Raw genomic sequence first — 15,255 nt, forward strand, 5'->3', positions numbered from 1 at the left:
GCTTGGACTGGTCTCAATACTGGATACGATAACTCGGCTTAATCGCATAACTTGAACCGCCGTATACGGATCCGTACGTACGGTGGTGTGAGAGGACGGCGGCTGTGAAGCCGCCTCCTACTCGATCTGTCACCAGGACTCTGGAACGTTTGCCCGTAGGACGCCTCGAACTTTATACACCCCTGAACGTTGTGAGGCATGTCATGACTCCGGAAACCGAAGGCATGGAAGATGAAGGTCCGATCAATGATCCTGGCAACGAAGATCCGGGGTCTCTGATGGACGACGCCACGGTGCCGCTCAACGATGCCGATGACGCAGGCGATGTGGGCAATTGCGAATACGACGAATACGACGAGGAAGACGACGAGTGATCGTGCCTAGCGGTCCGGCCGACCGATCGTCCTTCTGATCGAACCGCATCTATCGTGTTGTCCTCGAAATATCAGGATCTGCTTTTCAGGTCCATTGAGAGGTGCGTTATGAACGCTGATCCAAAAGACTCCGATATCGACGACGATACCCCCGAATATCCGCTGCCTTCACCCACCGACTCCCTGAGTCGCGATCAGCGCCCGCCCGACGATGACGACACCGGCGTGGAGCAGGTGCCCACCGATACCGATGATGTGAAGCGCGGGGATGTGGAAGCCAATCCCGATGACCCGGACATTGCCGGTGACGATCTATCGGGAGAACCGAGCTGAAACCTGCGCAGCGATCCATCGCCGCTCGTCGATTGCGCGGCACCTTTAAACATCAGGTAAAGCACTCTTTAAAGGAGGTGCGCCATGATCAGGTCAAAACTGACGACCCTGACGGTGGTCGGCTTATTGTCGATCAGTTCATTGGCGGTGTTTGCTCAATCTTCTGGCCGCGATGCGCCGGTCGACAAGGGCGGGATGCCGCCATATTCGGAAATGAATGCGGGCGCCTCGGATGGGAAGGTGCCACCACCGGACACCATTGGTGGTGGGAATGGTGGTGATGCCAACGGGAGTAGCACCAGCCCGGGGGAGGGAAGTGGGTCGATGAGCGGTGGAAGTTCGATGGGGAGTGGTTCTGGAAGTGGGTCTGGAGAGTCAGGTGATTTTGAGATAAATGAGACCGCTGACGGAGCAGGAAGTGGAGGTAAGGTCGGTGGTTCTGGCGGCTGAGTCAGACTGTTTAGAACTGAGCCCAGCGTCGAGCTGGGCTTTGGGTGTTTTGCACAGACGTAACTAATGCTTGACGCTTTGCGCAATCAGCGTCTTGCGTGAGTTCATGATTCTATATTGTTGGTTGTTTTATTGAGGATTATCTTCAGGTTTTTTTTGCATTTTAATAATTAATGACTCGACCCAGTTTTTATAGAAGGTTCTTTGCTCTTCAATATTGCTAGTAATATTTTTGTCTTCGTAGTCGAAAATTCGTACTATGTCCTCTTCTTCGCTAGGTTTTCCAAGTTTAAGTTCGTATGCGACCAAGCCGCTAGACATTTGGGATGACATTCGTGAAGGATGAACATTTAATTTGGCGCCTTTGCACAAGAATTTTATCTCGGGATGGTCGGCTCTTAACATGCCAAAGCATACGTAAAGGTCAGAGGCTGTATAAATTTTTTTTAATCCACTTTGCATCGTGAATGTGAGTGTCGGTTTTTTTCTATCGCATTCGATTGTGGCCCTTTCTATGACGCCATGATTGTTTATTAAAATCTCTATTGTTTTCATGGTTGCTTCCTGAAAGGGTTGGGTATCGAGTAGCCCTTATAGCTACCATCATCATAGACGGGGGTGGCGCCCACAATGTCGTGATTTTTTATTCCTCCTGGGATTGCTATCTCAGCCTCACGCCGATGTGGTGACATCATGCCCAGTTCTTTATTTACATCGATGCCGCGAATGTTTTTCAGAACATATATATAGCCGTCGGCAAGACCGTAGCCTGTGGCAAACTTTTTTGCCTCTTTTTCGTTTGTCGTAGTGCTGACAAAATAACTGGGAGGGCTTCTGTTATCTGATGCATGCAGAAACAGATCTGTACTGTCTCCCAAGGGCTCAAATCCTGCCTCAAAAATTTCCCATGGTTCTCGGTCGTCACCACGGTATAAATAATAGTTCTCTTGTTTTGGATTTGGGGTTCCGGGTTCCCCCTCATCAACCCCCACCTTACCCGGATCTTCATCCCCAAACGACGGCTTCTTACACCCATCCCCTCCAGGACAATCACTCAATCCCAACGGGTCAACCCAACCCGTGGGATTGCGCGTGTACTGATACCCGTTTAACCCACCCGCCAACTTGCTCGGGTCCGGTGTCAGGTACCGTCCGATGTCCGGATTGTAGTAGCGGTGCCGGTTGTAATGCAGGCCGGTTTCCGCGTCGAAATACTGGCCTTGAAAGCGCAGCGGCTGATCGAGGACCTGGTGGGTGTCGCGGTTGAGGCGGGTGAGGCGGCCATAGGCGGTGTATCGGGCGGCCCAGATGATGTCGCCGCTGTAGTCGGTGAGTTCTTGCGGTGTGCCGAGGTGGTCAAGTTGGTAGTAGAACGGGCAGGCCTGGCGCGGGCCTTTGCCGTCGAGCATGGCCAGTGGGCGGAAGCTGCCCGGTTCGTAGATATAGCTGCGATGGTGATCCTGGCTGTGTTCGGCGACGAGGTGGTCGCCTTGCCAGAAGAACTCGGTGGTTTTGCCGTCGACGGATTTGCTGATGCGGCGACCGAAGGCGTCGTAGCGATAACTCACGCAACGACCATCCGGCAGGGTGACACCGATCAGCCGGTGCTGGCCGTCGTAGCGGTACTCGGTGACGAGTTTTTGCGCGGTGCCGCGGCGTTCGCGGATCAGATTGCCGAAGGCGTCGTAATCGAAGTGGCAGTCGCCCTGCATCAACAGGCGGTTGCCTTTGACGGTGGCCGGTCCGGGCCGGTCCTGCATCAGCAGGTTGCCGGCCGGGTCGTGGGCGAAGCTTTCCGGTAGGTCGTCGCGAGAGTGGCGGACGCGGATCAGTCGATCGAGCGAGTTGTACTGGTAGCTGCGTTGGCCATGGCGGGTGTCGGCAATATGGTCGAGATTGCCGCTGGGGCTGTAGGCATAGTCGCGACGGTAGAGCGCTTGTTGCTGTTGGCTGACGGCATGCGCTTTCAGTCGGCCTTGATCGTCGTAGGAGTATTCGCTGGTGAGCTGACCTTGTTGGCGTTGCTGCTCGCGGCCGAATGCAAACTGGTGGGTGGTGAGTCGTGTGCCATTGAGGTCAATGGCCGTCAGCGCGCCACCCTTGGCGTGGTGATAATCGAGTTTGCTGTTGTCCGGCAGGCGCAGGTGGTTAAGTCGGCCGCAGCCGTCGTAGCGATAACGCAAGGTGCCCCAACCCTGGTGCTCGGTGATCAGCCGATCCCGGGCGTCGTACTCGAATTCCAGCGGATGGTCGTGGCCATCATCGACACTAAGCAGTCGGCCCAGTGAGTCGTAGCGATATCGAACCTGGATGCCATCGGGCAGGGTCTTGACCAACAGACGTCCAGCCGAGTCCCGCTGATAGCCAGTGATCAACTGCGAGTCGTCATCACCGAACTCGGTTTTCTCCTGCAGGTGGCCGTTGAGATCGTAGCTGTAAGCGGTGCGGCGGCCGTCGAAGCCGGTTTCTTGCCGGATCAGGCCGTTGGGCGTGTAGTCCAGGCGATAGTGTTCGCCAGCTTCGTTTTCGATCTCAGTGAGCAGCAGCTGCGCGTTATCGTAGCGATAACGCAGTTGCGTGCCATCGGGGTTGATCCGACGGCTGACCAGGTGCAAATCGTCGGCATATTCGTAGCGAGTGATGCGGCCCAGTTCATCGCGCTCGGCGGTGATCTTGCCATAGGCGTTGTAACTGAAGGCGCGACTGGCGCCGGTGGGACGGGTCGTCTGAACCAGTCGCCCGACGACATCCCATTGGTACCGGGTGAGCGCACCGTGTTCGTCCTGACGGGTCGTCTGTCGGCCTAGCGCATCATAGGAAAAGCGCCGCTGACTGCCGTCCGGCAAGGTCTCTTCGAGTAATTGTCCCAGCCCGTTCCAGATGAAGACATGCCGGCTGTTGTCCGGGAAGCGGATCGACAGCAAACGCCCCTGAGCGTCGTGGTGGTAGTGAGTGACCTGGCCGTCCGGATCGGTGGCTTCGGTAACATCCCCCTGGGCATTGCGTTGATACTTCCACACCGCTTTGCCGCGATAGCGCGCGTGCAGGAAACCATTGCGGTATTCGTAGAATGTTGGCTCGTCTTGCGGCGGAACCAGCGCGACCAACCGTCCGACTTCGTCGTAACGGTATTCAGTGATCGCCCCGAGCGGATCCTGTTCGGCTACCAAACGGCCATTGTCGTCATAGGCCTTAAGGTGTTCGCCGCCATCCAGCTCGACCCGGCGCACCAGCCGCGCCCGATCATCGTGGACATAAACCTCTTGGCTGCCATCGATGTTCTGGACGGTGACGCCGCCCTGGTCGTCCCAGACATAACGCGTGTCCATCTGGGAAAACGACGCCCAATGCCGCACGCATCGCGCGGCCTTGCCAGACCTTTCCCACTCCCAGAAGAAACTCGCGCCACCGGCCAGTTGCCGCTGCAGAATCACGTGCTGGTCGTCGTAATCGTAACGCTCGCTTTCACCGGCGGCATTGGTCGCTTCGATCAAGCGTTGGCGGGCGTCGTAGCGATAGAAAACCAGCGTCTGCTCTGTATGCCAGGCTTCACCCACGGCATCGGTGGGATGAAACGACTGATATTCAATGGCGACGAGGTGCCTGCGCTCGTAGCGCAACAGCAGGGAACGACCGGCGCCGTTATCGAGGCGTTGAATGCGATCCTGACGGTCGCGAGTGATGTGGAGGCGGTTGTTGTAGGCATCACTGATCGCCGTCAGACGACCCTCTCGAAAGTGATAGAACCGGCTCGTCTCGCCGGCCAACGCGAGAATCAACTCTTGCGACTCATTCCCAAGGTAAATCGCTGCCCGCGACAGGCTGTTATGAATCGTCGGGCGCTCGACGCTCGGCAACGGAAAGGTGGTGCGACGGTTTTCATGGTCGATCCAGACGACCTGTTCATCGTCCAGCTCCAACCGCTGTGCCAGCGAATGGCTCCAGCCCCAGCCCAGCCCACAATCGATCTCCACCGCGCTGGTGCGATACAACCGGGTAAAGGCAAACGGCAGAAGCCCATCCAGCGAACCGTCGGTGAGGGTCAGCAGCTCTTCACCGGTGACCATCGACACCGGGCAGCCGCTGGTACAGGTCAGTGCCGCGCAATCGGTGCTGTCGCCGTTGGGGTTTTTCGCCTGACTCGATGCATCGTCGTGAGGTTCGTGACGCCCCAGCCGGGTCATGGCGTTGGACTTGTCGCGAGCGATGGCGACTGGATTGTTCACCTGCACAACCGGTGAGTCGCCGGCGCTGATCTGTAGCGGAACTGTCGGCGCCGGTTTCAGTGGTGCATTCCGCGCGCTGACCACGAGCGGTTTGAGCACGCCAGCGTGGGCTGTCAGGTCAGATTTGGCCGTTAGTTCGGCCAGGCGCAAACTGGCCGCCGCCAACCACTGTCGCGCCTGCCGGGACTTGATCTTGTCCAGTACTTTGGCGCTCATGCCGAGCGTCAGGCCCGTAGGGCCGGTGAGGCGCACCAGCAGGAAACTGATCAACAGTTCTGTACGAATTTGCGCCACGACTTCGGCGACGTACTGCGGCGGCAGCATCCTCAGCCAACTGGTAAAGGCCGCGAGATGTATGAACATCAATGGCTCATCGCTCAACATCAGCAACACATTGGCGATGGCTTCTGCCGAGGCATTCAGCAGCGTCTCGAGCTCGCTTTGGGTCAGGTACTCAAGGAGTTTTTCGCTGTTGGCTTGCAGATCTGCCACCAGGGCGTAGACCTGCTTCACGTCATCCCACAAACCCTGCAGCGCACGCTCAAGGCCGCGCCAGTCGGCCTGTTGCAGCAGGCCGTAGCGCTGAGTGAAGGTTGCCTCGGAGAAGCCTGCCCATAAAGGCTCGAATTCGCTCGACCATTCATTGCGCAACCAGCCTTCCAGCTCGCTGATCACGACTTGATAGGAGGCATAGAGCGCTTTGACGTGATCAGCGCAAACAGTGGGAAAGAAGGTGATGCGATAACGCTGGCCGCGCCAGCAGTCGGGGATTTCGAGGATGCCGCTGGGGCCGATGGTTTCGTGGACGGGCTCACCGAACGTCAGTTCACCATTACGCTGCGAGATAACCGGTTCGAGCATCACCGGCGTATCGCCGATCGGCACGAAACGCGCGGCCTCAAACATATGAACCAGGGTCAACGGACCGCTGGCGGGGCACATGGCGAGCGTTGAACTGACAGGGGTAGTGGAGTCCTTCGGGGCGCTGAGCCGGACTTCGTTACCGACCTTGAACACCTGCTCGACATCCAGTGCCCCACCGGTCCAGAAGTTTTCCGCCCAGGGCTCGTAGTCGTTGAGGCAGAGTCGAAAATCACCGAGCAACGCTTCGACGTCCGGCTGCTCGGGGTTCATGGCGGCGACCACCAGCAAGCCGATGGCATTGTTCAAGGCCAGGACCTTGTCAGGTTCGAACATTCGCAGTCCCTCGCGCTGATTAATCTGGAGCGCAGGACTTTGCGGGGGATCAACGAGAAAAGAAGTCGGGAAAAGAGGTGTTTGGTGTAGGGGAAATCGCTAAATCATCGCGGGCGTCCCGACACAGTTTTTTGTGTCCGCCAGGCATTGCCCGTTGCTCTCTGCCAACCGCGCTCGCTATGCTGCTGAACCCTTTAATCCATCACGGACCCGGCGTGCCTTAGCCGCTCCTGGGATGTCATGAGAAAACGGATCAGATGCGATGAATGCACCCTTGGATGAGTTCGGCCCGATCAAGGCCGTGATTTTCGACATGGACGGCTTGCTGCTGGACACCGAGGGCATTTACACCGAGGTCACGTCCATTATTGCCGGGCGTTATGGCCGGACCTTCGACTGGAGCGTCAAACAGAACATCATCGGTCGTGGCGCGGGTGATCTGGCGCGCTATGTGGTCGAGGCGCTGGACCTGCCAATTACAGCCGAAGAGTTTCTGGTGATCCGCGAACCGCTGATGCGCGAGCGTTTTCCGACGGCGCTGGCGATGCCTGGCGCAGAGGAGCTGGTTCGGCACTTGAAGGCCAACAACATTCCTATTGCGGTGGGCACCAGTTCTTCACGTCAGTCGTTCGCCCAGAAAACCACCTTGCACCGCGACTGGTTTGCGCTGTTCGACTTCATCGTCACCGCGGATGACCCGGAAGTGGGCGCGGCCAAACCGGCGCCGGATATCTTCCTGACGGCGGCGCGGCGCCTGGGTGTCGCGCCTGAGGATTGCCTGGTGTTCGAGGATTCGCCGTTCGGTGTCACGGCGGCGAAAGCGGCGGGGATGACGGCGATTGCGATCCCGGATGCGGCGATGGCCGACGAAAAGTACGCACACGCCGATGGCATTCTTCGTACATTGAAGGCGTTCAAGCCCAGCGCATGTGGCCTGCCGGCACTTGAGTGGGCTTAACACCTATCTGATGTGGGAGCGGGCTTGCTCGCGAAGAGGGAGTGTCAGGCAACATCAATGTCGACTGATACGACGCCTTCGCGAGCAAGCCCGCTCCCACAGTGACCTGTATCAGGCGCCGAAACCGCCGTCGATGGTCAGGCTGGCACCGGTGATGTAGCCGGCTTCGGGACCGACAAGATAAGCGACGAAGCTGGCGATTTCTTCCACTTTGCCGTAACGACCCACGGCCATCAGCGGGATCAGGCTTTCAGCAAAGTCGCCGCTGGCGGGGTTCATGTCGGTGTCGACCGGGCCCGGTTGCACGTTGTTGATGGTGATACCCCGTGGGCCGAGGTCGCGGGCAAGGCCTTTGGTCAAGCCGACCAGCGCCGATTTGCTCATGGCGTACGGGCCACCACCGGCGAAGGGCATGCGCTCGGCATTGGTGCTGCCAATGTTGATGATGCGACCGCCTTCGGTCATATGCTTGGCCGCTTCCTGGGTGGCGATGAATACACTGCGCACATTGATCGCCAGGGTCTGGTCGAAGTCTTCGAGTTTGAAGTCTTCCAGCGGTGCGATGGCCAGAACGCCTGCGTTGTTGACCAGGATGTCCAGGCCACCGAAGGCTTCGACGGTGACCTTAACGGCATTGCGAATCGCGACGGCATCGGCGCTGTCGGCCTTGATGGCCAAGGCTTTGCCGCCTGCGCTGGTGATGCTGTTTTGCAGCTCTTCGGCTTTTGCGGTAGAGCTGACGTAAGTGAAGGCGACGGTAGCGCCTTCGGCGGCCAGGCGTTTGACGATGGCAGCACCGATGCCGCGTGAACCGCCTTGAATCAGAGCTACTTTACCGCTGAGGTGTTGAGTGGTCATGTCGATCTCCAGAAATTCAAGGCGGGCTGCCTTGTTGTTGGAGTCGAGTATCGGCTTCGCACTACTTCGCGGGTAGACCGTCATTGCTATAGTCTGTGTAAACCAGAAGTTTATAGTGACGCTTATGGAAACCTTCAGCAGTATCGAATGCTTCGTGCGTAGCGCCGAGGTTGGCAGCTTCGCCGAAGCGGCGCGGCGCTTGAGCCTGACACCGGCGGCGGTGGGCAAGAGCGTTGCCAAGCTGGAGGCGCGACTGGGTGTGCGGCTTTTCCAGCGCAGCACGCGCAGCCTGACGCTGACTGAGGCCGGTCAGCTGTTTCTCGGCGAAGTCAGCGCCAGCCTGCACACGATCCAGAATGCCGTGGCCAACCTGGCCAGCGCCGAAGGACGTCCCGCCGGCACATTGAAAGTCAGCATGGGCACAGTGTTCGGGCGCTTGTACATCGTGCCGTTGCTGGGCGAGTTTCTACGGCGTTTTCCGGCGATCAACCCGGACTGGCATTTCGATAACCGTCAGGTCGACCTGATCGGCCAGGGATTCGATGCGGCGATTGGTGGTGGATTCGAACTGCCGCAGGGCGTAGTGGCGCGCAAGCTGACGCCCGCCCATCGGGTGTTGGTGGCTTCAGCCGAGTACCTCGCGAAGCACGAGGCGATCGTCGACCCCGACGACCTCAAATACCACGACGGCATCTTGATACGCTCGCCGCAGACGGGACGCGTGCGTTCCTGGCAGTTGACCAGTCGCGCCCGGCAACACAGCCCGCTGACGCTCAAGGCGCGGATGACCATGAGCGATTCGGAAGCCGCCTGCGCCACGGCGGCTCAGGGGTTGGGCATTGCGTTGGTGAGCATGCCGTTTGCCGTGGGTTATCTGGAGGCGGGGACGTTGCAGCGGGTGTTGCCTGACTGGTACGTCGACGACGGCAACATCTCCATTTATTACGCCGAGCACAAACTGCTGCCGGGCAAGACCCGGGTGTTTGTCGATTTCATTATTGAGCAGTTTTCGCAGCAGGGGTTGGGGCAGCGGTTCAGTGCTCTGTGAGTCTGATTTAGAACCGAGGTGCGGCCTTCGCGAGCAAGCCCGCTCCCACAGGGTTTTGAGTCGTATCGTAATGATGTAAACGACACAAAACCTGTGGGAGCGAGGCTTGCCCGCGATGAACGATAACGCGGTTTAAGACTGTGATTTTTAAGCCTTGGATTTGCTGATGATGTTCCCGGCATGCAGCCCGCATTCTTTCTGCGTGGCTTCTTCCCACCACCAACGACCTTCGCGCTCATGCTGGTTCGGCAACACCGGACGGGTGCAAGGCTCGCAGCCGATGCTGATGAAGCCGCGCTCATGCAGGCTGTTGTACGGCAGCTCCAGCATGCGAATGTAGCCCCAGATCTCCTCGCTGGTCATTTGCGCCAGCGGGTTGAATTTGTACAGCGTGCGTTCCGGGGTGGAGAACGCGGTATCGATTTCCAGCACCGCGACCGCGCTGCGGGTGCCCGGGCTCTGGTCCCGACGCTGGCCGGTGGCCCAGGCGGTCACGCCTGAGAGCTTGCGACGCAACGGCTCGATCTTGCGGATGCCGCAGCACTCGCCATGACCGTCCTTGTAGAAACTGAACAGGCCTTTTTCCTTCACGAAAGGTTCGAGCTTGGTGTAGTCCGGTGATACCACTTCGATATCGATCTTATAGTGCTCGCGCACCTGCTCGATGAAGCGGTAGGTCTCGGGGTGCAAGCGACCGGTGTCGAGGCTGAACACCTTGACGTTCTTGTTCAGCTTCCAGGCCATGTCCACCAGCACCACATCCTCGGCGCCGCTGAAAGATATCCACAGGTCATCGCCGAACTCAGCGAACGCGAGTTTCAGGATGTCCTGGGCGGATTTGTTGGCATAGGTCGTGGCGAGTTCCACGACATCGAACGATGGGCTCATCAGGGCGGCTTCCTACAGGTCGGTGGCGCTGGGCGCTCTATATATGCCTGATGGTAACAAAATCCTGCGGCGGCTGGTGCGCCCTCTGCGTTGCACAGAGGAAGGCGAGCCGCTAGAGTTCGGCAGTCCTTTTGCTCGCTCGACTCTATAAACAGTACAAAATGGGAGTGTCTTGTGGAAATTGCCTGTCTGGATCTTGAAGGTGTGCTGGTCCCGGAAATCTGGATCGCCTTTGCCGAAAAAACCGGGATTGACTCCCTCAGGGCCACCACTCGGGACATTCCCGACTACGACGTGTTGATGAAGCAGCGCCTGCGGATTCTCGACGAGCACGGCCTGAAGCTTTCCGACATCCAGGAAGTGATCGCCACGCTCAAGCCTCTGGAAGGCGCCAGCGAATTCGTCGACTGGCTGCGTGAGCGCTTTCAAGTGGTGATTCTGTCGGACACTTTTTACGAATTCTCCCAACCGCTGATGCGTCAACTGGGCTTCCCGACCTTGCTTTGTCATCGTCTGATTACCGACGATGCCGGTCGGGTCACGGGCTATCAGTTGCGTCAGAAAGATCCAAAGCGTCAGTCGGTATTGGCCTTCAAGAGCCTCTACTACCGGGTGATTGCGGCAGGGGATTCCTACAACGACACGACGATGCTGGGCGAGGCGGATGCCGGGATTCTGTTCCATGCGCCGGACAATGTGATTCGCGAGTTTCCACAGTTCCCGGCGGTGCACAGCTTTGCGGAGTTGAAGCAGGAGTTCATCAAGGCTTCGAATCGGGCGTTGAGTTTGTAGTTGTCAGGGATGGCCCCATCGCGGGCTTGCCCGCGATGCTTTTAAAGGTTTTGCAGTGTATCGAGCAGCACCTTCACCTTGGTTATCGATTCCTGATATTCCGCCTGCCAGTCCGAATCCGCGACGATTCCGCCGCCACCCCAGCAGCACACCTGTCCATCCTTGACCAGTAAACTACGGATGGCGATGGAGCTGTCCATCTCGCCGCGCACGTCCAGGTACAGCAATGAACCGCAATACAATCCACGACGGGTCGGCTCTAGCTCATCGATGATCTGCATCGCGCGAATCTTTGGCGCTCCGGTAATCGAGCCGCCGGGGAAGCTGCCAGCGATCAAATCCAGCGCATCCTTGTTATCCGCAAGCTCGCCGGTAACGCTGCTCACCAGGTGATGCACGTTCGGATAGCTTTCCAGGCTGAACAACTCCGGCACCCGCACCGAGCCGATGCGGCAGGTACGGCCGAGGTCGTTGCGCAGCAAATCGACGATCATCAGGTTTTCCGCGCGGTCCTTGGGGCTGGCCAGCAGTTCGGCGGCGTTCGCCGTATCTTCAACTGCAGTCAGGCCGCGGGGGCGGGTGCCTTTGATCGGGCGGGTTTCGACGTGGCGTTCGCTGACTTTGACGAAACGCTCCGGCGACAGGCTCAGCACGGCGTCGCCGTCGGGCAGGCTCTGGAAACCGGAAAAAGGTGTCGGGCACGCCGCCCGCAGCGCGCAGTACGCGGCCCATGGATCGCCCTGGCATTGCGCACGAAAGCGCTGGGCGAAGTTGACCTGATAGCAGTCGCCGGCCTGAATGTACTGTTGAATGCGTTCGAAGGCTTGTCGATAGTCGTCGGCGCTCAGGTCGGCGCTCATCGGGCTGTCCAGTTTGAAAGGCTCGATTTTCTGAGGTGCAGGTTGCGTGAACAATTCGAGCAGCCGCTGCCGCTCGCTGTCGATCAGCGCCGGGTGGAACACCAGTTGGCTGGTGGCCAGGTGGTGATCACTGATCAGAGCCCAGTCGTACAGCCCGAAACGTGCGTCGGGCAATTGCAGATCGTCCCGTGCCTGGCTCGGCAGGTTTTCCAGATGCCGGCCGAAGTCATAGCTCAGATAACCGATCAGGCCACCGGCGAAAGGCAGGTCGAAAGGAGCAGAGGCTTTACCGAGTCGCTTCAGAGTGTCGCGAAGGCGTTGCAGGAAATGGCTGCCGCTTTCATCCGGTAACACAGCCAGTTGTTCCAGCGGCCAGGCGCTGAGCAGGTCAAAGCGCCCACGCTCGGCGCTCGGCCGGCCGCTGTCGAGCAGCACGGCACCGGGGGCATGACGAATCGCCGCGAAGTATTCGGCGGGGTTGGCGCGATAGGGCAGCGGGTGTACGGAACAGGTCAGCATGGGCAGGGCAGATCAGCCATCGAGGCGGGGGAGCGATTGTAGTCCTCTGCGGGATTTGCTCCTAGAGGGTATGTCGGGGATTGGCAGGTTGGCGACAGGGTTGAGGGCTGTTGATCGTTCCCACGCTCCGCGTGGTAATGCCGCCACGGACGCTCTGCGTCCGCCTGTGACGCGGAGCGCCACGGGATGCATTCCCACGCAGAGCGTGGGAACGATCAGTGTAAGGGATCAGCCCTCAACCGCTGGAATATGCCCAAACATTTCCTGAACAAACTCAACCCGCTCCTGAACCGTCTCAACAACCCCGCGAGCCTTCAATTCTTCCAGCCGTGCTTCGACCGCGTGGGTACGCAACGTCAACCCGCAGTCGTTGGCGATCTGAATGTTCAACCCGGGCCGGGCGTTAAGCTCAAGAATCAACGGCCCTTTTTCCTGGTCGAGCACCATGTCGACACCGATGTAACCCAGCCCGCACAGCTCATGGCAGCCGGCCGCGAGCTTCATGAAACCGTCCCAGTAGGGCAGTTGCACGCCGTCCACTGCGTTGGTGGTGTCCGGGTGTTTGTTGATGATGTTGTTCAGCCAGGTGCCGCGCAATGTCAGGCCTGTGGCCAGATCGACACCGACGCCGATGGCGCCCTGGTGCAGGTTGGCCTTGCCGCCGGACTGGCGAGTCGGCAGGCGCAACATGGCCATCACCGGATAGCCCATCAGCACGATGATGCGAATGTCCGGCACACCTTCATAGCTGATGCTTTTGAAGATCTGGTCCGGGGTCACGCGGTATTCGATCAGCGCGCGGTCGCGGTGACCGCCGAGCGAATACAGGCCGGTCAGGATGCTGGAAATCTGATGCTCGATTTCCTCGTGACTGATGATCTTGCCCGACACCGTGCGATAGCGACCCTCGAAGCGGTCGGCAATCACCAGAATGCCGTCACCGCCGGCGCCCTGGGCCGGTTTGACCACGAAATCGGTGCGCCCGCCGATGATCTCGCTGAGGTTGTCGATTTCTTTCTCGGTGGAGATCACCCCGTACAGCTCCGGCACGTGGATGCCGGCGGCGATGGCGCGCTCCTTGGTGATGATCTTGTCATCGACGATCGGGTACAGGCTGCGCTTGTTGTACTTGAGCACGTAGTCTGCGTTGCGCCGATTGATCCCCATGATGCCCCGGGCCTCCAGGGCTTTCCAGGTTTTCCAGAGACCGAACATCAGGCGTCAGCCTTCTTGAGGAAAGCCTTGAAGCGCACCAGTTCGGTCAGGCGGTAACCGCGATAGCGACCCATCGCCAGCATGAAGCCCACCAGAATCAGCAGGATCGCCGGGAAGGTGAACACGAAGTACACCAGCTCAGGCACGCTCATGATCAGGTGCGCCAAAGAGGCGGCGAACAGGGTACCGATCGCCACTTTCATGGCATGGCCGCCCCCGCGCTCTTCCCAAGTGATCGACAGGCGTTCGATGGTCATGGTCAGAATCACCATCGGGAACAGCGCCACCGACAAGCCGCGTTCCAGGCCGAGTTTGTGGCTGAATAGGCTGATCGCCGCGATCAGCACCACCACGAAGGTCAGCACCACCGATAGCCTCGGCAGCATTTGCAGCTTCAAATGTTCAAGGTAGGAGCGAAGCGACAGGCCCAATGTCGTGATGATCGTAAATAGCACGATGCCGAAACCGAGCTGGGTTTCCCGGAAGGCGAGGGCGATCAGCACCGGGGTAAAGGTGCCGAGTGTCTGAATGCCAATCAGGTTGCGCAGAATCAGGATCACCAGCACGCCGATCGGGATCATCACCATGATCATGAACGTCTGCTGGGTTTGCAGCGGCAAGCCGTACAGCGAGTATTCGAGGAAATTGGCGTCGGAGTTTTCGTCGGTCAGCTTGGCCAGGCGAATGGCGTTCATTTCGCTGTTGTTCAGGCTGAAGGTGACGGTGGCTTTTTTGCCGCCATCGACGGTGATCAGGTTTTCATCGCCGGTCCACCACTGCAAGCGGTCGGTGGGCAGGCCCTGTTCGCCGGTTTCCGGGTTGAAGTACAGCCAGTCGGTGCCGTTGAAGCTGCGCAACCAGAGTTCAGGCATCTGTGGTTGATCGGCCACCAGGCGGACGGTGTGGACCTTTTCGATCGGCACGTGGGCGATGGACAGTACCAACTCGACGATTTTGGCTTTGTTCGCGGTGGACGGATCGCCGCCCAGCAGCAGTTTCACGTTGTCGTCGTTAAGGTTGTTGACGCGCTTGATGGCTTCGCCGATGAAGGTTTCAACGTCTGCCGAGTGTTGGCGGATCGGCGCGAGCAGGGCTTCGGCGGCGATTTTTTCCGGGCCTTCGACGGCGATGCTGTCGCGGAAGGTCGGGCCTTTGACCTTGGATTTTTCGCCGCTGTAGCGCTTGGTCAGCACCAGTCGGTAATAAAGGGTCTGGTTGCCCTTGGCGCGGCGCGCCGACCAGGTGACCTTGCGGTTGCCGTCGACACGGTTCACCGCCACGCCGTAATTATTGGAAATGAAACTCTCGTTGAGGCTCACGTAGTCGCGGCTCAGCGGTGGCACGAACATCTGAATCTTGATCGGATCCTTGGCATTGGCGACGAACTCGACCTTGGCGTCGATGTTCCACAAGTCGTCGGTAGCGTCTTCGGTCACCGGAATTCCGAGCACGAAAATCTGATAGGCCGTAACTGAAATGCCCAGCACCACCAGGATGGCGATCAGCAGTTTCAGATGGAGGGTAAGAGAGCGCATTG

Annotated in this window: 13 protein-coding genes; 6 read left to right on the forward strand and 7 right to left on the reverse strand. The window is 58.7% G+C overall.

Features of this window, described 5'->3' with window-relative positions:
• Positions 1–203: 203 nt before the first annotated feature.
• From IB250_RS00005 to IB250_RS00015, 3 genes are all read left to right on the forward strand, one after another.
• A complete protein-coding gene (locus IB250_RS00005; RefSeq protein WP_007902135.1) occupies positions 204–374 on the forward strand; it encodes a hypothetical protein in 171 nt (56 codons plus the stop codon).
• 108 nt (positions 375–482) lie between these two features.
• Positions 483–707: a hypothetical protein gene (locus IB250_RS00010; protein WP_123360066.1), complete on the forward strand. Its 225-nt coding sequence runs from the start codon at positions 483–485 to the stop codon at positions 705–707.
• 84 nt (positions 708–791) lie between these two features.
• Positions 792–1,157: a hypothetical protein gene (locus IB250_RS00015; protein WP_192342500.1), complete on the forward strand. Its 366-nt coding sequence runs from the start codon at positions 792–794 to the stop codon at positions 1,155–1,157.
• A 129-nt stretch (positions 1,158–1,286) separates the two neighbouring features.
• On the opposite strand, the gene IB250_RS00020 is transcribed toward IB250_RS00015, so the two are convergent.
• Positions 1,287–1,712, reverse strand: coding sequence for a hypothetical protein (locus IB250_RS00020; RefSeq protein ID WP_192342501.1), 426 nt, complete (start codon positions 1,710–1,712; stop codon positions 1,287–1,289).
• Positions 1,709–6,580 (reverse strand): RHS repeat-associated core domain-containing protein, encoded by a 4,872-nt coding sequence (locus IB250_RS00025; protein WP_192342502.1) that lies wholly within the window; start codon positions 6,578–6,580, stop codon positions 1,709–1,711. Before IB250_RS00025 ends, IB250_RS00020 begins: the two co-directional genes overlap by 4 nt.
• Before the next feature lie 262 nt (positions 6,581–6,842).
• Between IB250_RS00025 and IB250_RS00030 the strand changes: the two genes are divergently transcribed.
• Complete coding sequence (locus IB250_RS00030) at positions 6,843–7,538, forward strand: HAD-IA family hydrolase (RefSeq protein WP_192342503.1); 696 nt, start codon at positions 6,843–6,845, stop codon at positions 7,536–7,538.
• Between the two features lie 111 nt (positions 7,539–7,649).
• On the opposite strand, the gene IB250_RS00035 is transcribed toward IB250_RS00030, so the two are convergent.
• Positions 7,650–8,396 (reverse strand): 3-oxoacyl-ACP reductase family protein, encoded by a 747-nt coding sequence (locus tag IB250_RS00035; protein ID WP_123496375.1) that lies wholly within the window; start codon positions 8,394–8,396, stop codon positions 7,650–7,652.
• 124 nt (positions 8,397–8,520) lie between these two features.
• Here IB250_RS00035 and IB250_RS00040 point away from each other — a divergent pair, with 124 nt between their 5' ends.
• Positions 8,521–9,444 (forward strand): LysR family transcriptional regulator, encoded by a 924-nt coding sequence (locus IB250_RS00040; RefSeq protein WP_192342504.1) that lies wholly within the window; start codon positions 8,521–8,523, stop codon positions 9,442–9,444.
• 147 nt (positions 9,445–9,591) lie between these two features.
• Here the strand turns inward: IB250_RS00040 and IB250_RS00045 are convergent, their stop codons facing one another.
• Complete coding sequence (locus IB250_RS00045) at positions 9,592–10,332, reverse strand: phosphoadenylyl-sulfate reductase (protein ID WP_008074131.1); 741 nt, start codon at positions 10,330–10,332, stop codon at positions 9,592–9,594.
• 174 nt (positions 10,333–10,506) lie between these two features.
• Between IB250_RS00045 and thrH the strand changes: the two genes are divergently transcribed.
• A complete protein-coding gene (thrH, locus tag IB250_RS00050; protein WP_008074130.1) occupies positions 10,507–11,124 on the forward strand; it encodes a bifunctional phosphoserine phosphatase/homoserine phosphotransferase ThrH in 618 nt (205 codons plus the stop codon).
• 41 nt (positions 11,125–11,165) lie between these two features.
• Here the strand turns inward: thrH and pabB are convergent, their stop codons facing one another.
• From pabB to IB250_RS00065, 3 genes are all read right to left on the reverse strand, one after another.
• Complete coding sequence (gene pabB / locus IB250_RS00055; protein ID WP_192342505.1) at positions 11,166–12,503, reverse strand: aminodeoxychorismate synthase component I; 1,338 nt, start codon at positions 12,501–12,503, stop codon at positions 11,166–11,168.
• A gap of 228 nt (positions 12,504–12,731) precedes the next feature.
• Positions 12,732–13,718 carry an alpha-L-glutamate ligase-like protein gene (locus IB250_RS00060; protein ID WP_192342506.1) on the reverse strand — a complete coding sequence of 329 codons (987 nt, stop codon included), beginning with the start codon at positions 13,716–13,718 and terminating at the stop codon, positions 12,732–12,734.
• Positions 13,718–15,253, reverse strand: a complete 1,536-nt coding sequence (locus tag IB250_RS00065) for an inactive transglutaminase family protein (protein ID WP_192342507.1) — start codon at positions 15,251–15,253, stop codon at positions 13,718–13,720. Before IB250_RS00065 ends, IB250_RS00060 begins: the two co-directional genes overlap by 1 nt.
• Between the last annotated feature and the right edge of the window lie 2 nt (positions 15,254–15,255).

Origin of the sequence: Pseudomonas sp. PDM09, assembly GCF_014852305.1 — a bacterium.
Classification (GTDB): Bacteria; Pseudomonadota; Gammaproteobacteria; order Pseudomonadales; family Pseudomonadaceae; genus Aquipseudomonas.